The organism is Candidatus Kryptoniota bacterium (genome assembly GCA_036567965.1).
Taxonomy (GTDB): domain Bacteria; phylum Bacteroidota; class Ignavibacteria; order Kryptoniales; family JAKASW01; genus JAKASW01.
The window spans coordinates 328,731-352,258 of record DATCTN010000026.1; the positions used below are offsets into that span (position 1 = coordinate 328,731).

The 23,528-nt window shown below is 50.7% G+C and carries 16 protein-coding genes and 1 tRNA gene; all 17 read left to right on the plus strand.

From position 1 onward, the window contains the following. Position 1 precedes the first annotated feature (1 nt). The 17 genes from rpsO to VIS48_12295 all read left to right on the plus strand — a co-directional run bounded on the left by rpsO (position 2) and on the right by VIS48_12295 (position 23,490). Positions 2–271 (plus strand): 30S ribosomal protein S15, encoded by a 270-nt coding sequence (gene rpsO / locus VIS48_12215; GenBank protein ID HEY9166913.1) that lies wholly within the window; start codon positions 2–4, stop codon positions 269–271. Between the two features lie 17 nt (positions 272–288). After that, positions 289–2,454 (plus strand): polyribonucleotide nucleotidyltransferase, encoded by a 2,166-nt coding sequence (gene pnp / locus VIS48_12220; GenBank protein HEY9166914.1) that lies wholly within the window; start codon positions 289–291, stop codon positions 2,452–2,454. Between the two features lie 46 nt (positions 2,455–2,500). After that, positions 2,501–2,584, plus strand: a tRNA-Leu gene (locus tag VIS48_12225). Between the two features lie 507 nt (positions 2,585–3,091). Beyond that, positions 3,092–3,598 carry a hypothetical protein gene (locus VIS48_12230; protein ID HEY9166915.1) on the plus strand — a complete coding sequence of 169 codons (507 nt, stop codon included), beginning with the start codon at positions 3,092–3,094 and terminating at the stop codon, positions 3,596–3,598. A gap of 12 nt (positions 3,599–3,610) precedes the next feature. Further along, entirely contained in the window at positions 3,611–4,207 is a 597-nt protein-coding gene (locus VIS48_12235; protein HEY9166916.1) for a hypothetical protein, read from the plus strand. Between the two features lie 10 nt (positions 4,208–4,217). After that, the gene (locus tag VIS48_12240) at positions 4,218–5,471 is read left to right on the plus strand and encodes a hypothetical protein (protein HEY9166917.1); all 1,254 of its coding nucleotides are present in this window, start codon (positions 4,218–4,220) and stop codon (positions 5,469–5,471) included. A 75-nt stretch (positions 5,472–5,546) separates the two neighbouring features. Further along, positions 5,547–5,747, plus strand: a complete 201-nt coding sequence (locus VIS48_12245) for a helix-turn-helix domain-containing protein (protein HEY9166918.1) — start codon at positions 5,547–5,549, stop codon at positions 5,745–5,747. 117 nt (positions 5,748–5,864) lie between these two features. Further along, complete coding sequence (locus VIS48_12250) at positions 5,865–6,740, plus strand: YicC/YloC family endoribonuclease (GenBank protein ID HEY9166919.1); 876 nt, start codon at positions 5,865–5,867, stop codon at positions 6,738–6,740. Continuing rightward, complete coding sequence (gmk, locus tag VIS48_12255; protein HEY9166920.1) at positions 6,737–7,345, plus strand: guanylate kinase; 609 nt, start codon at positions 6,737–6,739, stop codon at positions 7,343–7,345. Before VIS48_12250 ends, gmk begins: the two co-directional genes overlap by 4 nt. Next, a complete protein-coding gene (locus tag VIS48_12260) occupies positions 7,326–7,622 on the plus strand; it encodes a DNA-directed RNA polymerase subunit omega (protein ID HEY9166921.1) in 297 nt (98 codons plus the stop codon). Before gmk ends, VIS48_12260 begins: the two co-directional genes overlap by 20 nt. Before the next feature lie 58 nt (positions 7,623–7,680). Beyond that, entirely contained in the window at positions 7,681–8,895 is a 1,215-nt protein-coding gene (coaBC, locus tag VIS48_12265; GenBank protein ID HEY9166922.1) for a bifunctional phosphopantothenoylcysteine decarboxylase/phosphopantothenate--cysteine ligase CoaBC, read from the plus strand. A 266-nt stretch (positions 8,896–9,161) separates the two neighbouring features. Beyond that, the gene (locus VIS48_12270) at positions 9,162–10,193 is read left to right on the plus strand and encodes a LacI family DNA-binding transcriptional regulator (GenBank protein ID HEY9166923.1); all 1,032 of its coding nucleotides are present in this window, start codon (positions 9,162–9,164) and stop codon (positions 10,191–10,193) included. 8 nt (positions 10,194–10,201) lie between these two features. After that, complete coding sequence (locus VIS48_12275; protein HEY9166924.1) at positions 10,202–13,015, plus strand: TonB-dependent receptor; 2,814 nt, start codon at positions 10,202–10,204, stop codon at positions 13,013–13,015. A 16-nt stretch (positions 13,016–13,031) separates the two neighbouring features. Continuing rightward, complete coding sequence (locus VIS48_12280; GenBank protein ID HEY9166925.1) at positions 13,032–16,712, plus strand: hypothetical protein; 3,681 nt, start codon at positions 13,032–13,034, stop codon at positions 16,710–16,712. A 12-nt stretch (positions 16,713–16,724) separates the two neighbouring features. Continuing rightward, complete coding sequence (locus tag VIS48_12285; protein ID HEY9166926.1) at positions 16,725–17,732, plus strand: PorV/PorQ family protein; 1,008 nt, start codon at positions 16,725–16,727, stop codon at positions 17,730–17,732. 185 nt (positions 17,733–17,917) lie between these two features. Further along, positions 17,918–20,098: an ice-binding family protein gene (locus VIS48_12290; protein HEY9166927.1), complete on the plus strand. Its 2,181-nt coding sequence runs from the start codon at positions 17,918–17,920 to the stop codon at positions 20,096–20,098. A 326-nt stretch (positions 20,099–20,424) separates the two neighbouring features. Next, positions 20,425–23,490: an alpha-amylase family glycosyl hydrolase gene (locus VIS48_12295; protein HEY9166928.1), complete on the plus strand. Its 3,066-nt coding sequence runs from the start codon at positions 20,425–20,427 to the stop codon at positions 23,488–23,490. Positions 23,491–23,528 lie beyond the last annotated feature (38 nt).

Genomic DNA, 23,528 nt, shown 5'->3' on the forward strand with positions numbered 1-23,528 from the left:
AATGCCTTTAACGAAGGAGCACAAGCAGGACATAATTAAGAAATATGGGAAGTCGGATCATGACTCAGGGAGCACTGAGGTCCAGATTGCCATTCTTACGGAAAGGATAAATGAACTGTCCTCCCACTTCGACGCGCACAAGAAAGACAACCATTCCCGAACGGGTTTGTTGAGGATGGTAGGCAAACGCCGCCGCCTTCTGGATTATCTTCAATCACAAAACATCGATAGATACCGGAAAATATTGGACGAGTTGGGCCTGAGAAAGTAAAACGAAAAGGAAAAATGATGGAAGGTTTAATAACAAAAGAAATAGAGATCGGCGGACGAAAACTGTCGCTTGAGACCGGCCGATTCGCCAAACAGGCAAGCGGTGCGGTGATGGTACTGTATGGTGACACGCTCGTACTCTCGACGGTAGTCGGGGCCGAAGAGGAAATCGAAGGACGAGACTTCCTCCCGCTGTCGGTAGAGTACCGCGAGAAGACCGCATCAGCGGGGAAGATCCCGGGAGGTTTCCTGAAGCGCGAGGGCAGGCCGAACGAGAAAGAAATTCTTTCCGCCAGATTGATCGATCGCCCGATACGGCCGCTGTTTCCCAAGGAGTGGCGATATGAAACGCAGGTGGTGTCGACGGTTTTCTCCTTTGACGGAGAGAACGACGGCGACGTCCTTGGCGCGATAGGTGCTTCTGCAGCGCTGATGATTTCAGATATTCCGTTTGCGGGCCCAATTGCCGAAGTGAGGGTCGGAAGGCTGGAAGGACAATATCTCATTAACCCTCTGATTTCGCAGCTTGCCAATTCTGATATGGATCTCATAGTAGCGGGAACTGAAGATTCCATCGTGATGGTCGAGGGCGAGGCGAAAGAAATCTCAGAAGCCGACATGATAGGGGCACTGGAATTCGCCCACAAGCACATCAAGGAGATAGTAGCACTCCAGAAGGATCTTGCGTCGATGGTCGGAGCAGTGAAGCGCAAAGTCGCAGAAGTACAAACGAACGAACAGCTGGTCGCCGACGTGAAGGCGCTTGCATATGACAAGATCCACGAACTGAACAGACTCGTTGTTAAGAAATCCGAGCGCAGCGAGCGTACGAAGGCAATCAAAGAAGAAACGCTTCTTGCTCTCGCAGAAAAATATCCGGAGCAGGAATCGACAATAGGCGAAATTCTCCACGAGATTGAGCGGGTAGACATGCGCTCGATGATCCTGAAAGAGGAAAGACGCCTCGATGGGAGGGGGTACCGCGAAGTCCGTCCCATTACATGTGAGGTTGGAGTGCTGCCGCGGACGCACGGCTCCTCACTTTTTACTCGCGGCGAGACACAGAGTCTGACTTCGGTGACTCTCGGGACGAAGCTCGATGAGCAGACGATAGATGGTCTGCTACCTGAGTCCACAAAACGGTTCATGCTTCATTACAATTTCCCCGGCTTCAGTGTCGGCGAAATAGCTCCGATGAGAGGACCGGGCCGGAGAGAAATTGGTCACGGAAATCTCGCCGAGCGCGCTCTGAAGAATCTGATTCCAGGTGAAAAGGAATTTCCATACACCGTCCGCATCGTGTCCGATATTCTCGAATCGAATGGCTCTTCTTCTATGGCGACTGTGTGTGCGGGCTCGCTCGCCTTGATGGACGCTGGCGTTCCTCTCGCAAAATCTGTTGCGGGAATCGCCATGGGACTCATAAAAGAAGAGGAAGATATTGCTGTTATAACCGACATCCTTGGAAATGAAGATCATCTTGGCGATATGGATTTTAAAGTCGCCGGGACACGCGAAGGAATCACGGCCTTCCAGATGGACATTAAAATCCGCGGGATCTCTTTCGAGATAATGACCCGTGCACTCGAGCAGGCGAAAGAAGGTAGACAGCATATACTGGGGATAATGGAAAAAAGCATTGCCGAACCCCGCAAGGAGCTTTCATCTTACGCGCCGAGGATGACTTCCATCAAGATACCTGTCGACATGATCGGTGCTGTCATCGGTCCGGGCGGAAAAGTCATCAAAAATATCGTGCAGCAGACCGGAGCTGAAGTCAACATTGAAGACGACGGATCAGTGGTCATAGCGGCAGTGTCCGCCGAGTCAAGTGATAAGGCGAGAGAGATGATCGAGCGTCTTGTTCAAATGCCTGAAGTCGGCAAGGTGTACAAAGCAACCGTGAAACGACTCATGGATTTCGGAGTCTTCGTTGAATTCCTGCCAGGTAAGGAGGGCCTCCTGCATATCTCGCAGATTGACCACAAACGAGTGAACAAAGTCGAGGATGTGTTCAAGCTCGGGGATGAAGTCGAAGTGAAGCTGATGGAAATCGACGATATGGGGAGATACAATCTGAGCCACAAGGTCCTTATTGAGAACCCCAATCCTGGAGCCCCTGAAGAAGAGCACCACTCCAGACCGAGACAATCCGATAGGTCGAGAAGAGGTCCGCACCGCTGATCGCGGTGTTGTTTTTTCTTCGAGTGTTGTATAATTTTTTTTCCAAGCCGAAGTGGTGGAACTGGTAGACACACTGTCTTGAGGGGGCAGGGCCCGAAAGGGCGTGCGGGTTCGAGTCCCGCCTTCGGCACTCGCTCATCTGTATATATACCCCACCGTTATTCTAGAGCTCATGACCCTGTAATTCTTACTTGCGTTGTCGGTAAAAGTTTCCACAAATGTTCGGGGCGCACTCGAGAATAACCTGAGCTACCCGCCATAACGCATCGATAAGAGTAGACTTGCCAGTCCGTCAGAGGTGGAGTCCGCTGCTTTTGTGGTGGCATGAGGTTAGCTGAGATGTGTCCTTGAGGAGTTCAAGTCTGATTTTCTGCACCTTTGAAAACCTGGGATTATGATAGGCATCCGATGACTTTTCGTACGGGAGGAGAGCGTCCCGGTTGCCTGCCAGTCTTCGATCCAATCTAAAAGATGGATATTCAGCGCTGCACAGAGCATGCAATCAAGGATTGGTAGCAGGCTGGTTACGTGTTTCATGGTGTGATTCCCCGCATTTGATTCATTTCAAGACGTTTTTCCCGTTGGTAAAATGGTTTGAAATTTGCAGAATACACGGAAGTACCAATAAGGAGGAGTAATGGGAACAGGACAAACGCTTCTCACTGTTGGAGCAATTATGCTCCTGGGAATGGTGATCCTGACGGTAAATCGCAGCTTGAATGACACCAGCGAAGTTATGGTGAATTCAAACATTGGGCTGGAAGAAGTGTCCCTGGCGACTTCCATCATCGAAGAGGCCGAAGGAAAGGCTTTTGATGATAGCACGAAGGTAAACCCTCTTCTCCCGACTCAGCTCAGCCATTTGACACCTCCCTCATCGCTTGGTCAGGAAGGTGGGGTCACGACCGATCTCGATGACTTTGACGACTTCAATGGCCCGACCCATACCGGTCGCAGCGAGATCGACACTCTAAGCACGGGCATTTATCATGTGTTTACAAAAGTATACTACATCAATCCAGCGAACCCAGGTGTACCATCATCTACAACAACATGGAATAAGGAGATGGACGTCTGGGTTTGGAACACGTCGGTACCGGATACAGTCAAGATGCATACTATATACAGTTACTGGTATTTCTAAGGAGTAGAGCCAATGGGTGGAAGCACTTTAATAGATATCGTCAGTTCGATGCTTATAAGCGGACTACTCCTCCTTGTCGCACTGCAGATGGATGAGAAGGCAGTCCAGAACACTTACAATTCGCAGGCGAGCCTGACCGTGCAGCAGAACCTCACGTCGGTAGTCGAGCTTCTTGAGTATGATTTCAGAAAGATCGGATATTGTAAGACCTCAGACCTCATACCCGCTCCTCGATACTGCATCTCATACGGAGATACTAGTACGATCTGGTTCGTGTATGACGTCAACAACTCGGGGTCACTTGACACAATAAAGTACTGGCTCGGGGGTACGATCCCGCATTCGCCCAATCCTGATGTCAGATATTTCTATAGACAGGTAGATGGTGGCACTCCCGCCGAAGCCAATCTCGGAATTACGCAGTTCACGATCAAGTACTACGACACCTTCGGAAATTCCATCTCAACTCCTTTCTACGCACCGAATATGGTTCAGGTGGTCACAATAACAATAAGGGTTGAGCCGACTGCAGCATATGATTCTACCTACTCGACAAATTATGCCGTGTGGCGTCAAACAAGACTTGTCTCGCGGAATCTCAAAAGGTAAGAGGTGCTATATGGTAGGACGAGGAACGCTTTTGGTAATACTCGGTTTCAGCTTGATATTCGGACTTGCCAGCAATTACTGGAACCGTACCAGCAATGAGGCAGTCGATAATTTCACGAACTATTACAACCAGACCTCTGCTCATAATCTTGCTGCCAGCGGCGCGAACGTTGCCCTCACAAACATCTTCATGAACCCGACCAATAACGCGTCAAGATCCTTAAGTGGCAACTTAAGCGACGGAAGTTATTCCGTGAGGATCGATTCTATAGGCAAGCTCACGTTGCGAGTAACTTCCACGGGCGAGTATCAAGACACAACGTCGACCGTTCAGGTCACACTTGGCCCAAAGTACTTCAGCGTGTATGGCGTGTACACTGCAACGATGGCTGGTGTTTACTGGGCGCCGGGTGATACAGTTAGGGGAGATTTTCACAGCGAAGACTACTTCAATATCATCGGGAACCCGGTGTTCTACGGCAGCGTCACATCCAAATATGGAATGTACACTCCTCCCGGTTACACACGGAATCCTCAAATCTACGGTTCGTATCAATCCGGTGTCAGTGTACCAATGCCAAACACGAGTATTTCCAATCTGCAAACGGCTGCGGCGGCAGGCGGATTCACTTTCAACAATCCCAGCGGGGGAGGCTCATATGATGTGTACCTTACTTTCAACGCGGATGGGACCGTTACATACCACACCAGTGTAGTCACCTCCGATACAACGGTTGCGCTTTCCACGCTGGCTCCCAACGGTGTAATTTACGTAAACAACGGAAGCATCCACGTCCATGGAACAGTTGCCGGACAGGTCGACATGGGCGCGGGCGGAAGCTCGGGCAACGAAGGAAACATTTATATAAACGGAAGCCTCATGTGTAATACCGACCCACAAAATAATCCGGCAAGCACGGACGTTATAGGGATTGTCGCGCAGAATAATGTCACCGTTGAAAGCGACAACGCTTACAAAGGAGTTAATCCACCGAATCCTCCCGTAAATCCGTATATTGAGGCCGCCATTTATGCTCAGAACGGAACTTTTTCTTCATATTATCAGAGCAATAGTTACTACACCGGCCTTGGGGCAGTTCACGTTTATGGCTCGATCTCAAATCATCAAATCGGCGTGACTTCCGATCCGTCGATCACTCATGGTTATAACGCCAATTACTCCTGGGACTCGCGGTTCCAGAACCTGCAACCGCCTTCGTTCCCCATCACGGGGTCGTTCAAAGTCGTCTCATGGTATGAATGAAAATCCAGTAAATTCAGTGTTGACATATACTGGTTTCTGGCTTAATATGTATCGAAGCAAAAAGGAGTTTGTACCATGATGAGTGACGTTCAGAAAAGAATGAAAATCGTAGAGACGTACAAAAGGCTTGGAAGCCTCAGAGGAACAGCCGCCCGACTTGACCAGAATGTGAAGACGGTCAAGAAGTGGGTCGACAGATTTGCGAAGTACGGCAAGAAAGGACTGATCGACAAGAGATTCAAGGCTCCTCTGAAGTCTAAGAGTAGATCAAGGTAATTACGTTCAAGAGTTAGTACCTTAACACGTAGCACCCGCCTTCGCGGATATTAACGGAGGCGGGTGAACTTTCTAAGGTCAACGCGGCTTGCATCTCATTCCCAGGATTCTTCCATTATGATACAAAGCATGACCGGTTTCGGCAAGGGTGAATCCACCGTGGGCGGGTTCACAGCGACAGCTGAAGTAAGAAGCGTGAACAGTCGCTATCTCGAAGTATATGTCAAGCTCCCTCAATCTCTTGCGACTAAGGAAATTGAAGTGAGGGAGATGATCAGGCAGCGTCTTGGACGGGGGAAAGTCTCTCTCGTTGTCTCCTCGAACAACTCCCGGACTGACGACCAAATTTCCGTTGACATCGATTCTGTTAGCAGGATAATCACGCTTCTCAAGCAGCTTAAAAAATCCGCGAAGATAACCTCGCCCCTTAAATTAGAGCACCTCCTCGTCTTTAAGGATCTGTTTAAGGGGTCGACAGAAGAATTGTCGAACGGTGAGGAGTGGGAGGCTGTAAGAGGCGCTGTGGATAGCGCCCTGGCACAACTCCAGGAGGCACGGACAGCGGAGGGGCAATCGCTTAAGAACGATCTCCGTGCGCGCATAAGCAGGCTTAATGAGGCGATAGACCGGATCGACAAGCTGGCTCGTCTCAGGGCGGAGGAAGGTAAGGCGAAGTTGAGGCAGAAGGTCGATGAGGTGATGAACGGTAAAGAGGTCGACTCGAGTCGCCTCGAACTCGAAATCGTTCTTCTCGCGGACAAGCTAGACATCACGGAAGAAGTGGTTAGATTCAGAACACACAACGAGTTCTTCATGAAGCTTCTGGAAGGCGAAGATTCGAACGGCAGACGTTTGAATTTTCTTCTTCAGGAGATGAACAGGGAGACCAATACGATGGGGTCCAAATCGTTTGATGTGGAAATGTCTCATCTTGTCGTGGAGATGAAAGAAGAGCTCGAAAGAATCAGAGAACAAGTTCAGAACCTGGAATGAAGATTCGCGGCCAGCTTCTGGTTATATCTGCCCCGAGCGGAGGGGGGAAGACGACGATCGTGCAAGAAATCCTGAAGCGATTCCCTGCATTCAGGTTTTCGGTTTCAGCGACGACGCGGGAGAAGAGGAAGGGCGAAACCGATGGGAAGGACTATTTCTTCCTTACGAGAGCAGAATTTGAAAAGAAGATAGCCGATGGTGATCTCGTTGAACACGAGGAGATCTATTCGAATTATTACGGGACATTGAAAAGCGAAATCGAGAAGGCTCTTACGAACGGCGAAAATATTGTGTTTGATGTCGATGTGAATGGTGCACTTTCCATCAAGAAGAAATTCCCTGAGGCAATTCTCATTTTTGTGAGGCCTCCAACCCTCGAAATTCTGAGGAACAGGCTGGAAGGTCGGGGTAGCGAAAGTGCAGAACAGGTGAACCGGCGGATGGCGAGGGTACCTATGGAACTTGAGAAAGGCGCCGGTTTTGACTATATTGTAATTAACGACGATCTCAAGAGGGCGGTTGATGAAGTCTTTGAAATCGTCGCAAAACATTTGTCCCAAGGATCGAGAGAAAAGGAGTACTCGGGTGGCACTAAAGCCGATTGATTTGACCCAGCTTGACATCGTAACTGGAAATGCTTATGAAGCGATCATCGTTTCATCGCGGCGCGCAAGACAGATTAGTGATGAGAGAAAAGTTGAATTTGCTCAGCGGCTTGAAGGAGTGAAACAGATTCAGGAATCTCTTGAGGAAGACGAAAAAGTAAACCCAGAGCAAGTCGAGCTGAGCAAGGAGTTTGACAAGCTTGAAAAGCCGACAGAACAATCCCTCAATGAGCTGCTGGCCGGCAAGATCGTTTACAGATATAAATCCCCTCAGTAAGAAATCTGGTGCTGACATGCGCACCCTTTGTCTTCGGGTGAAGTAAAGGATTTCGTGCATGTCTTCCCTCGCGGGTAAGAAAATAATTCTCGGAGTTTCAGGAAGCATTGCCGCGTACAAAAGTGCGTACCTTCTTCGCGAGCTTCTGAGAGAGGGCGCCGAAGTCAGAGTGGTAATGACTCCTTCGGCCGTAAATTTCGTTGCTCCGCTTACATTTTCTACTTTATCCAGGCATCAGGTCTACATTGAAATGTTTCCTGACAGAACGCGTTCAACAGATGCCTCGACCTGGCACATCGATCTCGCGCTCTGGGCTGATGCAATGTTGATTGCGCCGGCCACCGCCTCGACAATCGCGAAAATCACCTCCGGGGTAGCGGATAATTTTCTGACTTCTCTCGTGCTTGCGTTGCGCTGTCCTCTTGTGATCGCACCGGCAATGGACGTAGACATGCTTCTTCATCCGACCACGAGCACGAACATCTCTAAGTTGAAAGAACGAGGCGTTTTCGTCATAGATCCCGAAGAAGGTGAACTTGCAAGCGGACTTAGCGGCGCAGGACGTCTGGCTGAGGTAAACAGGGTCATAGAGTATCTTACCTCCTTTTTCCTCGGTCATCAGTTGGACCTTGCCGGCAGGAAGATCCTCGTGACTGCGGGTCCGACACAGGAGCCGATCGACGCGGTACGCTATGTCTCGAACAGGAGCTCCGGCAAAATGGGATTTGCCTTGGCGACGGCGGCTGCCAACCGGGGCGCGGAAGTGAGGTTGATTTCAGGACCTGTTTCTCTCGAAACACCGCGAAACGTCCTGAGGGAGAGCGTCTCGACGGCCGAAGAGATGCTCCAGGCCGTAGTGCGAAATATCGAGTGGTGCGACACACTCGTAATGACAGCAGCTGTCGCCGATTACAAGGTAGCTAGTCCTTCAGACAGGAAGATAAAGAAGTCCGAATTCAACGCTGGACAGCAGAGGTTTGAGCTTGTAGAGACGGCAGATATCCTCAGGTCCATTTCATCATTGAAGGGCGACCGAACATACATCGGATTTGCCCTTGAGACTGAAGACGAGATTGCGAATGCCCGGGCCAAGCTCAGCGCGAAATCGCTCGACTTGATAGTTGTAAACAACGCGCGCGAAGAAGGCGCAGGGTTCGGCACAGACACGAACAAGGTGACGATCTTGAAGGCCGACGGCAGCGAACCTATCGAGCTCCCACTCCTTCCGAAGTACGAGGTCGGTATGCGGATCCTTGACCTGATAAAGGGGTGATTGCCGGATCGAAGATCTGACGATCAGGGCTTTCCAAGAAATCCACCTTCCGGCGTGTAGGAAATTCTCACATCATTCCACTTTTTGAACCGGCCGGACCAATAACCTATTTACGAATAATGGGTTAGCGCTAACATAGGATTGGACTCAATTCTATTTCTGCCTCGGAACCGTTTCCACGATTTGGAGAAAAATCTTCGAAATGACTTGACAACGTAACTTTTTTTCTACATCTTTTGGAAGCCCTTCCAAAGAAATGTGAGGTTATGGCGTCAAAGGTCACTATTTACGACATTGCGAGAGAAGCGAGCGTTGGAATCGGTACCGTCTCCCGTGTCCTGAACAACCATCCAAGCGTCACCCCTGAGACCCGCAAGCGCGTAAGGGACGTTGCAAAGCGCCTAAACTACCAACCTCACACTTACGCTCAACGCCTTGCCCGTCGCCAGTCCGAAACAATATCAGCCATTATACCGTTTTTCACTAATTACTTCTTCATCGAAGTCTTGCAGGGAGTCCAGGACAAGATCTCCCAGCTCGGCTATGACCTCGTCCTTTACGGCGTGAACCATGTGGACCAGGTTGAGGCTTACATCTCTCGCGCACTCCAGCGTGGTAAGGTCGACGGAATCCTGTTCTTCTCTATGAAACTCCCCGAGAAAGTTATCGGCAGGCTGAAGGAAACTAATCTCCCGATAGTCTTAGTCGACACGGTTTCTCCCGATTTCGATTCCATCTCAGTCGCAAATGCCGAAGGCGCCTATGCGGCAACAACTCACCTGATTGAACTTGGGCATCGAAATGTCGGGATGATCAACGCGCAACTCGTGAGCACACCTGCTGTGGAACGGCTCCAGGGATACAGGCGGGCACTTGAGGGGCACGGAGTGCCCTACTCGGAGAAGCTCATAAAGACAGGCACGAATATCAAGCAAGATGGTTTCAACCGCGACGCGGGCTATGAGGCGATGATCGAGTTCCTTAAGATGGGTCCGGATATGCCAAAGGCCTTTTTCGTTTCTTCGGACATCCAGGCGATGGGCGCGATCACTGCTTTGTCTGAAAACGGAATCAGGGTCCCGGAGGACGTGTCCATAGTCGGGTTCGACGATATCGAACTCGCGAGGCACATAAGGCTGACCACCATGCGTCAGCCAATGTTTCAGATGGGTGTTCTTGCTATCGAGCGACTCGTTGCCAGGATGGCGAGTCCTGATATGGAAATACTTCACACAACATTTTCACCGACGCTTATTGTGAGAGAGAGCTGCGGCGCTCTCAGGAGAAATCAAAACTGAGGTAAAGCATGCGGAAAATTGTTACTCCCTTTATTCTCATCATCATGTCTGTTCGCGTTTACGCAGGCGACACGGGGAAAATATCCGGAAGAGTTCTTGACGCCACTACCAAAGAAGCGATAATAGGTGCAAGCGTTATTATCGTGGGCACCACATTAGGGGCCGCCACGGATCTTGACGGCAACTATACGATTTTGAATATCCAACCGGGAACTTATACTGTTAGAGCAAGTGCGGTCGGTTATCGAGCAGTAGTAAGCCAGAATAATCGAGTATCGATCGATCTTACTACGAGTGTTGATTTCGACCTGTCCGAGTCGGCCGTTCAAACAGAGGCCGTGATTGTTACCGCAGAGCGGCCTCTTGTTCAAAAAGACATGACCTCCTCTACTGCTGTCGTTGACAATACCCAGATCCAACAAATGCCGGTTACTTCGTTTCAGGATGTCCTGAACCTTCAGGCCGGTATCTATACAGACCATAATGGTACACTCCACGCAAGAGGAGGAAGAGGCGGCGAGGTGAGCTATACGATCGATGGTGTTCCTGTAACAGACAGCTATGATGGTTCAACCGTTGTTGATGTGAACAAGAATTCCATCCAGGAGATGCAGGTTGTTACAGGCGCATTTAACGCCGAGTACGGTCAGGCGATGAGCGGAATTGTCAACATCGCGACAAAGACGGGCGGTGACGACATTCACGGCATGGCCACCGCTTACTCGGGCGGATACGTGACGAGCCATTCGGATATTTTCAACGGTCTTGGGAAGGTGAACCCACTGGGGACCAACTGGCTCGAAGGCTCGCTTGATGGTCCGATTATAAAGGACCAGCTTTTCTTCTATCTCGACGCGCGGTATTATTATGACGACGGGGACCTCTACGGTATTAGGAAATTCAACACAAGCGATATCAGCATTACCACGGACCCGAGCTCCTTGAACTGGATCATAAATCACACCGGAAACGGGAAGACGGTTCCGCTGGCCCCATATATGGAAGGCTACGGGCAGGGTAAGATCACTTATAAGTTCACTCCCGAAGTGCAACTCTCCTACAATTTCATACTGGATAATTCCAGAGGAAAAGACTTCGACTGGAACTACAAATATAATCCTGACGGAGAACTCAGCAATTTCAAGAAGGGCTACCTTAACACAGTAAATCTCACACAAACGCTGAATGCCAGCACTTTCTATACTTTTGCCGTATCCTATTACTTCAGGGATTACAGAGAGTACCTCGACACGGCCGCCTACTCGCTGTCGGATCTGTTCTCGAGACAGGATCCTTTCAATCAGAAATACGTTCACCAGTCTCTTCTGGTCGCCCCTGAGGGGACTTTCTATACCGGCGGCACGAACATGGCACATAACATCCACAACACCGACACGTACCTTGCGAAATTTGATATCACGAGTCAGGTGACTCAAACGCACATGCTGAAGTTCGGACTCGAGTTCGACCAGTACCAACTGTTCCTCCACAGCATAAATCTCCAGATGTCGCCGGTGGACATAAACAGGAATCCGGCTGTCGACGGAAATCCCTACCTCATAGGGCCCGTGGTTGTTCCGCCGATATCGAACCAGAACAATCTAATGTATTTACATAAACCCCAGCAGGCCTCCGCTTATTTGCAGGACAAGATGGAGTACAATTCCCTGATTGTGAATTTTGGACTTCGACTCGACTGGTTTCATCCCGACGGTCAGGTACTTTCAGACCCATCCGATCCCAACATATATCTCCCACTTAAACCTCAGAATCAGGACAGTATCGTGGCCCCAGGCGGAACTCCTGAACAAGCCGTCGCGGCCCGAATGAAATACTGGTACAAGAATGCAACGAATAAATGGCAGTTGAGTCCGAGACTTGGTGCTGCTTTCCCGATAACGGAACGAGGGATCGTTCATTTCTCCTATGGGTTATTTTTCCAGATGCCGAACTTCGACGAGCTTTACGAGAACCCGGGATACAAACTCAACGTCACCGGCGGCAGCACGAACCTCGGCGTAATAGGCAATCCCGACCTGAAACCCGAGCAGACGACTAGCGGAGAACTGGGACTGCAGCAGCAGCTGACCGATGACATTTCCATTGATGTGACGGGATTTTTCCGGGACATCCGGAACCTGGCCGGCACTCTCAATGAAATCCAATATGTCTACGGCGGATCGGCAATCTACAGTCAATACGTCAACACCGACTTCGGATTCATCAAGGGTCTAGTGTTTACGATCGACAAGCGCTTCGCCAGTGGAATATCGGCGACTGTCGATTACACTTTCCAGGTGGCGAAGGGAGACGCCTCCGACCCGAAGACCGCTTTTAATCTGAGGAACAGCGGCACGCTTCCTGAAACGCAGCTGATTCCTCTGGACTGGGATCAACGGCATACTCTCAATGCAACGCTGAATTACAATAACTCCGCCGACTGGGGTGCGAGCTTCATTTTCCAGTTCGGCAGCGGGACTCCATACACGCCCCAGTTGACATCTACTTCTAATGTTGGTGAGCTCATGTATAATTCGGGAGCCAAACCGGCGACCTACGACCTGAGTATGCGAGTCTACAAAGATTTCAGATTCGGCAGCTCGACGTTCACTGTGTTTGCGAGAGTAGACAACGTCCTCGACATGAAGAATGCCACCAACGTCTTCACCGACAGCGGTGAACCTGACTGGTCGCTTTACGAAGAGCATCTTCTCGCGAGCAATCCATCCCAGCGAGTCGCATCTATCCAGGATTACTATACCAGGCCCGATTATTATTCGCCGCCTCGCAGAATACAACTTGGACTAACGTATTCCTTCTAATGACAAAGGTATCCACATGCGCAAGATATTAGTCGTCCTGTTTTTGCTGGCTGGGTTGAGTTCAATTTCGCTCGCCCAGGATAATCTGATCCCGTACGCGAAAACACACAGGGGTAATGCACTCTACGTTAGATTTGGAATCCACGACGGGAACAGGGTTGCGATTACGTTCAGGAACAACGGCCAGATATCGGGCACGGATCCGAACGACATTCGTGGCGCTTGGCCGTATCCCATGACTCAAGATAGTTACATCGGAGACGTCACGCCTCTCGTCGGAGTGGAGCTTCCGGGTATTTATCCCGCAGGCATCAACACCAAAGGAGATACTATTTTCAGCCTGATACATTCAGTGACGATTTCGCCTGGACCGCGCAACGGGCAGGCAGCAAAAGTCGATTCGCGCGATGGTCACTTTCAGGGGTTTGAACCTGAGCCCGGATATGTTAATCCGTCACAGGATACCGTGGCTTCGAGCAGCATTCCTTCTTCCTGGCCCTCCTTCTGGCCAGATCATCCCGACTGGCTTGACTCGACCGGTCACGCAGCATGGGACGGGTACTTCGGACGGGGCGTCTTCAGCGCAGATCAGGAAAGCTACTGGGTCATGGATGATGCTCAGGATAACAGCGTGCAGCAGCGTACAAGCGATCGGTTTCATCCTGATTCAACCGATACCACCCGGAACGGCGTCGGCATAGTGGTGAGAGTCCGTGGACTTCAGTGGGCCCAAGTTCAGGCCCAGGATGTACTCTTCTGGCTGTACGATATCAGCAATATAGGAACAACCATATATCAAAAGACCGTCTTCGGCGAGGTAGTAGGAGGCTGCGTCGGCGACGTCGGTCAGACTTATGTCGACTGCCAGGACGATCTCGGATTCTTTGATGTCAACAACAACCTCACATACACTTGGGATTCGGACGACAGGACAAGTGATCCCCTTTGGATATCGCTCAAGACAATCCTGCCGGGAGTAAGAACCAATATTGGTTTTGCAGGCTACGCGTATCTGGAGAGTCCGGGTGATCAGTATGACGGCATTGACAACGATAACGATGCGGTTGATCCTAACAGCTCGCAGTTTCAACAGTCGGATTTTACTTTCAGCTCTGTCACCAACACTTTCGTAATGTCCCGTACCCTTTCGCGCACGAACCCGGGCGCGAACGCGAATTGGCCAAGTAATGAGATCATCCTCATAGATCCCACCACTTATGCAAGGACCGTTGTTCGTCTAGACACCCTTCTTCATAGCGACACCGACACCGTCACTGTCTATTCCCTTGGAGTTCCTTACAAGATTTACAATGGAGAGACTCTAATTGAGACAATTAACAACGGTCTTGACGATAATCTGAATGGATTGATAGACGAAAACTATACGATTCATTACCAAAGAGTCTTCAAGACTACAACGGGTCAAGTCTACCGTACTGACACGAGACCGCTATACTACCGAAATTATTTCACAGGTGCCGGACTGAATAATACGATGATAGATGAGAGCCGTGACAGCGGTCCCGGCACGATGGTTTCCGGATGGGTGCCCGACTACACTCAGCAACGTGACCCTGTGACGGGGAAATATCCGGGCGTAGTGAAGTCTCACTGGTCCGGTGACGAGAACGGCAACTGGGACGTAAAACACGATGATGTCGGCGCTGACGGTGTTCCGAATACGCACGATCTAGGCGAAGGCGACGGGATGCCGACTGAGGGGGAACCGCACTTCGACAAGACAGACGTAAACGAATCCGATCAAATAGGGCTGACGAGTTTCAACTTCTTCAATCAGACTGCTTCACCGCCGATGAACAACAGCGAGACCCTCTGGAGCAGGATGGTACCGGGCTACTTCGATGTTATCCCGGCACTTCCGCAGGACGGCGACTTCATTTATTCATCCGGCTATTTCCCGCTGTTGCCGCTTCAGACAGAAAGATTCTCCCTTGCGCTTGTCTTCGGAGCCGATTCGAATCAAATCTTCAGGAACAAGCAGATCGTCCAACGCATATACGATAAGAACTACGATTTTGTGCTTCCTCCGCCCAAGCCGCACATGACTGCGATACCCGGTGACAAGAAAGTGACTCTCGTGTGGAATTCCGTTGCCGAAACTGCTGCATCATTTGAAGGGTACAAAATTTACCGTTCGACTGATCCCGGCTTCACGGAAGCAGGCGGCGCAGCGCTGGCTACTTTTGATCAGAACGACGGGGTGCAGGGCTATTTCCTGCCTCCCTCCCAGGACTTAGCGCAACTGCCTATGTTCTACCTCGGCAATGATGGTGGCCTCGTCCATACGTACGTGGACAGTGGACTGCAGAATGGCCAGGGATATTATTACGCAGTAACGGCTTACACTACGGGTGATGAACAGGCCGACACATATCCGGCCGAAGACCCGAAGTATATTACCGTGACTTCGAGTGGCACGATCAGGCAGGATGTCAACACGGTCTATGTCGTCCCCCAGGCACCTACAGCCGGGTACGTAGGTCCTAATGCGCCCAATCTATTTTCACCTGTTCCAGGATCGCCTCTATTCGGCACTGGAAAAGTCTACCTGAATGTCGCAGATCGTGACGCAGTCCCCAGCAAGACCTACAGAATTGGCTTTTCAGATACGCTCAACGGCTACATTCCAGTAACTGATGGGTACTACATTATCGACTACTCCAACCCGGTTTCGCCTGACACCGTCACTTTCTTCGGCTCAACCAAGATCCCGTTCGATCAGACCCAGGCGGTCGGCGACAGAGACAAGTACCTGTTCGGCGGTTCATATGTCACAGTCAGCAACTCCTGGACGGTGAAGTTCGACACAAGCTCCGGGTGGAACAGGACACACAAGCTCCCCAACTTCAAATTCACATTCTCGCCGTTCCAATTTTCAGGAGTTACCGAGACCGGGATTGCTTATCCTTGCGATTATACGTTGGTATTCGATTCATCAAGTGTCGATACATCAACGAGCCTGACAATCACGTATGACGGGAGTCCGCTCGACATCGTGAAGGAGAACACTAATTTCCATGTGATTGATCCGCGGACCGGCAAACTCGTTCCGTACGCGTTGCTGGAACCCGACTGTATCAGCGACAACCTCAACTGCGGAAAGTTTTCTGTGGACGATATAGTCATTTTTTTGAACACGGTGAAGACCAAAGCAGGCGTCGACACCTCGATAATCACGTGGTCGTTGTCCCCCGTCGGTTCGGATTCAACCAACTATCTCCCATCCGCCGGCGACACACTGACGCTCAAAGTTTCGAAAGCGTTTGTTGATGGTGATCAATTGACCATCACCACCAAGGCGGCGACAGTGGATACCAAGCTTGCATCCAATCAGATCGACATGATCAGGGTTGTTCCCAATCCGTACATCGCGGCGACTTCCCAGGAGCCTCCTTTACCTCCAACGATAACCAGCGGACGCGGTGAGAGGAAGATTTCGTTCATACACATTCCCAGGGCGACCCCGCCGAACGTCACCACGATATACATTTACACGGTGCGCGGTGAACTCGTCAGGAAATTGCAGATGCCCACATCGCAATCAATAACCGACGGTACGATCGATTGGGACCTCAGGACTAACGAGAACCTCGACATAGCCTATGGCGTCTACTTCTTTCTCGTAGACGTGCCGGGCGTCGGACAGAAGTACGGCAAACTTGCGATCATAAAGTAGACGAGGCCAATGATGAAAAAGAGTATTCTGGTTTTTATCGTATTGTTCGCCTGTGCTCAGACTTACGCCCAAAACAAGGTCGGGACGACTGCGGCGCCATTTCTTGGAATAGGTGCCGGACCAAGGGCAATTTCTATGGGCGGCGCTTTCACAGCGATGGCGGACGATCCCACCGCTCTCTACTGGAATCCGGCAGGCATCGCAAGAGACGGTCGAACGGAGGCTCTCCTCGAGCATACCAATTATCTCGTCGGCACAAGTTATAACTTCTTTGGCGCGGTGGTCGCATTCGACGAAGATAACGCGGTGGGATTGAGCGTCACTAATCTCGCATACGGCACTTCGGATGTCACGACCATCGCGCAGCCTGATGGGACGGGCGAGACATGGAATGCAAATGATTGGTCAATCGGGCTCTCATACGCCAGGAATCTGACAGACAGGTTCTCGATTGGCGGTACCGCGAAGATGATTATCCAGCAGATCTGGAAAGAGTCCGCAACAGGCTACGCTCTGGATGCCGGATTGCTTTACATAACGCCGTTCAACAACATGAAGATCGGAATGGAAATCGCAAACTTCGGAACGGACATGCAGATGACCGGACAGGATCTTTACATCACACACAATCCCGATCAATCGGTTGTAGGCGATAACACAAAGATCCCTGCCCAATACTATACCGGTACGTTCCCCCTCCCGCTGATATTCAGGGTCGGGCTTGCGATGGATGTCGTGAAATCGAGTGACAACCGACTCACGGTCGCGGTCGACGCACTTCATCCAAGTGATAATGTTCAGACGGTGGATGTAGGGGCGGAATACACGTTCGACAATCTGATTTCCTTGAGAGCCGGGTACAAGTCGCTCTTTGTCCCTGACAGCCAGGAAGGCCTGACAATGGGATTGGGCTTGAACTATGATATATCGTCTCATTTCAATGTTAAAATTGATTACGGTTATGAAAATTACGGGCTTCTCAAGAACATTCAGAAGTTCGCATTGACAGTTGGATTCTGAACCATGGCAGGTTTGAAGTTTTCTGAAGGCATTTCAAAACCGCTTCATGAGAAAGCGGAGTTATATCGGTTCAATAAAAAGATGCACTCGACATTCTTCGGATTAGCGGGCAAAACTTCTGATAAATCCGATATCGCGATTTGCATCGTGAAACTCATCACAACACAAAAAAAAGGAGCAAGATCATGTTGAAGCGTTTTTCAGCTTTAGCGATCACGGCATTTGTTGTTGCGCCGCTTGTTGTTTTAATGGCGCATACTTCCGCTCTTGCGCAACGATTGCCGGTGAATCTTCGGACAGCCGGGAATTTTGCCATCCTGGCAAAGACAGGGGTCTCAACTACCGGGACCACAGCAGTTACTGGAGATATTGGAGTTAGTCCAGCCGCTGCGACGTACTTAACCGGATTTGGGCAAACATTGGATCCCTCGGGTACTTTTTCGACGTCATCTTTAGTGACCGGGAAACTATATGCCGCGGATTACACTGCCCCGACTCCGACTTATGTGGGTACGGCTGTAAGCGACATGCTGACGGCGTACACCGATGCAGCTGGAAGAACGTTGCCGGATACTACTGAACTGGGCGCCGGAGATATTACTGGGGACACCCTCACTCCTGGTCTTTACAAGTGGAGTACTGGGGTCACAATATCTGCTGGTGGAGTCACTATCTCGGGCAGCGCAACTGATGTTTGGATTTTCCAGATAGCGGGGGACTTAACCGTGGCCAACGGAGCCATCGTTACTCTTAGCGGCGGCGCACAGGCCAAGAACATCTTCTGGCAGGTAGCTGGCCAGGTTACCATTGGAACGACGGCTCAGATGAAGGGAATCATACTGTGTCAAACACAGATTGCGATGAATACCGGCGCAACCCTGGACGGTAAAGCGCTGGCGCAGACTGCAGTTACATTAGCCGGCAATACTGTCACCGATCCCACACCACCGAAGAACGTCAAATTCCAAGTTCACATGGGCGTGCAGATGATCCTTGGCAATTTCCATCCGGCTACGGACAGTGTCCTCATCCGGGGAGATTTCCAGACCTTGGCAGGCGATACCATCACATGGGGCGGTACGAGGTTTACGATGGCCCCCTCGGTGGCAAACGACTCGATATACGAACTGACAGTTCCCTTTGCCGATTCAGCTGCAGGCAGATGGATCAACTATAAGTACGTAATTCACAACGCCACTGCAAGCGACGTGTGGGAAAGCATAAACAACCGGACCGATTCGATCGGAACCGCCGCGAGTCAGGCTATACCGCTCGTCTATTTCAACAACCAGGCAACTGCGGGCGTGACCCATTACGTTACATTCGTTGCCGACATGACGAATTTGCTCAAGGAAGGCTTTTCAGATGTAAATGATTCGATCATGGTCAGAGGAGACACGTCGCCTTTGAACTGGGGACCTGGTGTCAGATTGACAAAAACCCTCCTCAATCCCAAGCAATATAGTGTCAAGCTGCAGTTCACCGCCCCAGTGGGAAATTCCATTCAATGGAAGTTCTGGGCGGGCGGAACCGATCAGTATAGTAACACCGGCTGGGAAAACATTGCCAACAACCGTGTGTATGTCTTTGCCGACAAGGATACCGTTTTCCCTGCTATTACGCCCGTGATAGATATTTCCACGCCCACGACGGGAGTGGACACTGTTATATTCCATGTGGACATGAACGGTGCGCACGAGGCCTTTCATAACAGTCTAATAACAGGTTTAAAGAGTGTTTGGATGTGCGGCAGCGTATCACCGCTCAACTGGCCCGCTTCCGGATGGCCGGCTACAGACACAACCGTCGACAGTCTGTTGCACCGATTGTACGACGACGGAACACATGGGGACAGTGTTGCGCATGATAACAAATGGTCAACCACACTTGTGTTTCCAAAGGGAGCTTCGCAGGCAGTGCTGTTCAAATTCGGTGCAGCTTTCAATGGCTCAGACACTCTGGGTGGTGGTTTGGGAGTGGACAATGAGGCCCCAACAGGTGCTAATCATTCATTTGTGCTCACTCCGCCTCGTCAGTCCCAATACAATAAATGGGGCGATCAAGTTACTGCCATTCGTGAGAACCCCGGTAACAGGATTCCGAGCGCTTACGGGCTCACTCAGAACTATCCGAACCCGTTCAACCCGACTACGACGATCAATTATTCAGTTCCGAAGAACAGCTACGTGAGCCTGAAAGTGTACAACGTACTCGGACAGGAAGTGACGACACTGTTCTCAGGAAAGCAACAGGCTGGTAACTACATCGCGACATTCGATGCCAGCAGGTTTGCGAGCGGTGTGTACTTCTACCGCCTGCAAGCAGGCAGTTACAACAGCGTCAAGAAAATGGTACTGATGAAGTAATTTCTCCTTCTCCTCATCCGTCCCAACCGAAAGGTTGGGACGGATGGAGGTTTTATTGCCGAGAGACGGCTTCACCGCGATGAGGAAGATGATTTTGACTAAATGATTTGTAGAATTTGTTCCTTCTTAATCGATGAAAAGACCGGAAAGCTGTGGCGAGCATTTCTTCCTGCCACAGCTTTTTGTTGTACCCCGGATGATGTCATGAGACCCGATGTATGTCAAGACCGACTTATCTGATGGAATGACGGGCCTATGATTCACTCATCGACGAGACTCGTTACTTGCAGGAATCACAGGCCCAATTGCATAGGGGATTAATTCTTATGAGAAGACTAACGCCTGCGCTCTTGATACTGTTCACGGCATCCATATTAGCAGCCCAGACTTCGGACAGCGTCGACGTCACGTTTACATACAAATCTGCCGGTAATCCTTCGGTGGTCTACCTGCCGGGCGAATTCAACAGTTGGGCTAACAACAGTGGAGGTGTAATTCCTTCCGGCTCGCCGACCGCAATGACAAAAGATCCGTCGACAGGCATTTGGTCCAAGACCTATAGACTGCGTGTCGGTGGCCCCCTCACCGGGGGAAATTTCCCTCCGGCGTATCAGTACAAGATAAATGAGAACGGTGTTGCCAGCGGCTGGCTCGCGGATCCACTGAATCCTCTTCAGAATCCTGCCGACAACAACAATTCCGTAATTTATGTCAAGAGCCCGACCATCTTTCACTTTCTTCCGAATTCGAAATCAGGAATTGTGGGGACCGATAAACCGGTAATCACCGCCTGCGTCTTTCCGTCGCTCGCAAGCGGCGTTGATACTTCCTCGTTCGTACTTCAAATCGATAGCGGAACGTTCAATATACCGGGAAGCGCGTACGATCCGGCAAAAAGCCTCCTGAGTTTACTCTCCCCGATTTCTCTCGCTAATGGAATGCGGACGATGAAGTTGAGCGCGAAGAATCTTGCGGGCAACCTGGTTTCGGACTCGACGTCGATAATCGTCCGGGCGGGATCGATTCAGATATTGAACCAGGGCGGATACGTTACGCGTAAACCTGGAGTCACTATCGTCGGTGTCGTTCAGGATACTTCTATCCGTTCGGTGAACATAGTCCACAATGGCACGGACACTCTGGCAATCGTGGCGAGCAACGGCAGCTTCTCACAGGGCTACGCGTACAGGCCCGGAGTGAATACTTTTGTAGCTGTTGCGCGCGACAGCTCCGACAGCACGATCGTTTCGAGTCCGTTCACGATGACATATTACGTGAACCATTCACCCAACGCAGTCGTCAGTTTTTCGTTGTCCGGCTCGTCGGTGAAGGTTTCAGGACAGACCAGCACCGACCCTGACCCCGGCCAGTCTGACAGTCTCACTTATCTCTGGGGAGTCGACCCCGCGAATCCGCAGGCCATCGGCGGCGTGCAGGGGATGACAACATCGAGCATCCAGATCGCGCGACCCACGGCTCCGGGTGAGTATTATCTGTCGCTGATTGTTTCTGATCCACAGGGAAATAAAGACACCACCAGATCATATTTCACAGTTGACGTGAACGACAGTGTCACATTTCCGACGTTCGCTTCGAATCCCGGATGGGCAAAGAGGGGGCGCATCTATGAGCTCTTCTTCAACTCGTTTACGCCTCAAGAGACGATCGCCGCTGCAACGCTGAAGCTGGCGTACCTGCAGGAGATGGGATTCAATATCATCTGGGTAATGCCCGTCATGAAAAACAATCAGGCGATAGACAACGGCCCCGGCCCAGGATACAACATAACTGATTTCTACACGGTCGCGCCGCAGTATGGGACAGTATCGGATTTCAGGAATTTTGTCGATCAAGCGCATTTACTTGGCATGAAAATAATTCTTGATGTAACACCCAATCACACAAGTTACGGTCATCCGTTCGTGACGGATGCACGGCTATTCAAGACTAATTCGTTCAATTGGAATTTCTATCAGCATAACCTGATTAGTAATTCCAATTACAATCCCAATTTATCGGAATCGATTACGGCCGACGGGTTCGTTTACTATGGCGCATTCAGCGACCAGCTTCTCAACTACAACTGGGCAGATGTAGACGCACGGGCGTACATGGATGGAGTTTATAGATGGTGGGTCGAACAGACCGGCATCGACGGTTACCGCTTCGACGTGTACTGGGGACCTCACGACAGAACTAACGGCGGCAACGGCGGCGAAACCGAGATGGGTATACCCACCAGGACCATCTTGAAGCACGTCAAGCCCGACATCTTTCTCCTCGGAGAGACGGCGGGAACTGGCGTCGGCACCGAAGTCAACTACGCGGATAACGGAGGGGGGCTCGACGCAGCTTACGATTGGAATCTGCTTCACAACGCTGTTCAATCCTTCAACTTCGGGAGCTCCTCCAGTGTCTCGAACCTGAATAACTACGTCACCAATTATGGCGGCCCGATCATGGGATTCGTCCCGGGCCCAAACTCGCTCTTCTTGCGCGGGCTGGAAAACCAGGACGAGGACCGAATTGCGTTTACGTACGGCTCTGACTCCAAGACAATGCCGATGGGAACAGTCATCTTCACTGTGCCCGGAATACCCATGCTCTATGCCGGACAGGAAGTCGGATGGGGTTTAGGTATTACCGACTTTGATCAGCGCAGACGCGGAGTCATTGACTGGAACAACGCAGGGAAGTCACTCCTCATGCCGCACTACCAGAGACTGGCCTGGATTCGGAAGACTTATCCCGCCTTTTCTACTCAAGCCTTCTTCGAATTGACTACAGGAAATTCGTGGGTCTACGGTTATACACGTCCATATCTCGATCAGAACGGAATCGCTCTCGAGAACTTCAGCGCCTCGCCTCAGACAGCTGCGATCACACTGACAGGGAGTGGTGGATCTCCGAACGTATCCTTTACGGGCGGCGCGATCGATGGCAAGACGTATTACATGAACGATGTCTACAACGATTCATCCGCCGCAGTCACCTTCAGCAGCGGAGCGGTAAACCTATCTGTTACACTTCCGCCATACGGCTCGGCGGTTTATGTGCTCAGCGATACGCTCATCAAACTTTCGGTCCCGACGGTCGTAAACAATCCGGCAGACGCGGGCAAATTACCAAGATCCTACGAGCTTGAACAGAATTATCCTAATCCGTTTAACCCGTCGACCACGATCAGGTATGATCTACCGGCCAGGTCTCACGTACGAATTGACGTGTTCAATATTCTCGGACAGCGAGTCGCCACTCTCATCAACTCCGAACAAGATGCAGGTACTCACGAGGTGCTCTTCAATGGGAGCTACTTTGCTTCTGGAGTGTATTTCTATAAATTGTCATCCGGAAGCTTCACTAAGGTAAACAAAATGATTATGCTCAAGTGAGCCTGAAACGATATTCAACAGCCTCGCGATGTTCCTTA

Bases quoted from the DNA above. Each gene is read 5' to 3' on its own strand.
- rpsO (HEY9166913.1), top strand. From the start codon at position 2: ATGCCTTTAACGAAGGAGCACAAGCAGGACATAATTAAGAAATATGGG.
- pnp (HEY9166914.1), top strand. From the start codon at position 289: ATGGAAGGTTTAATAACAAAAGAAATAGAGATCGGCGGACGAAAACTG.
- VIS48_12230 (HEY9166915.1), top strand. From the start codon at position 3,092: ATGGGAACAGGACAAACGCTTCTCACTGTTGGAGCAATTATGCTCCTG.
- VIS48_12235 (HEY9166916.1), top strand. From the start codon at position 3,611: ATGGGTGGAAGCACTTTAATAGATATCGTCAGTTCGATGCTTATAAGC.
- VIS48_12240 (HEY9166917.1), top strand. From the start codon at position 4,218: ATGGTAGGACGAGGAACGCTTTTGGTAATACTCGGTTTCAGCTTGATA.
- VIS48_12245 (HEY9166918.1), top strand. From the start codon at position 5,547: ATGATGAGTGACGTTCAGAAAAGAATGAAAATCGTAGAGACGTACAAA.
- VIS48_12250 (HEY9166919.1), top strand. From the start codon at position 5,865: ATGATACAAAGCATGACCGGTTTCGGCAAGGGTGAATCCACCGTGGGC.
- gmk (HEY9166920.1), top strand. From the start codon at position 6,737: ATGAAGATTCGCGGCCAGCTTCTGGTTATATCTGCCCCGAGCGGAGGG.
- coaBC (HEY9166922.1), top strand. From the start codon at position 7,681: ATGTCTTCCCTCGCGGGTAAGAAAATAATTCTCGGAGTTTCAGGAAGC.
- VIS48_12270 (HEY9166923.1), top strand. From the start codon at position 9,162: ATGGCGTCAAAGGTCACTATTTACGACATTGCGAGAGAAGCGAGCGTT.
- VIS48_12275 (HEY9166924.1), top strand. From the start codon at position 10,202: ATGCGGAAAATTGTTACTCCCTTTATTCTCATCATCATGTCTGTTCGC.
- VIS48_12280 (HEY9166925.1), top strand. From the start codon at position 13,032: ATGCGCAAGATATTAGTCGTCCTGTTTTTGCTGGCTGGGTTGAGTTCA.
- VIS48_12285 (HEY9166926.1), top strand. From the start codon at position 16,725: ATGAAAAAGAGTATTCTGGTTTTTATCGTATTGTTCGCCTGTGCTCAG.
- VIS48_12290 (HEY9166927.1), top strand. From the start codon at position 17,918: ATGTTGAAGCGTTTTTCAGCTTTAGCGATCACGGCATTTGTTGTTGCG.
- VIS48_12295 (HEY9166928.1), top strand. From the start codon at position 20,425: ATGAGAAGACTAACGCCTGCGCTCTTGATACTGTTCACGGCATCCATA.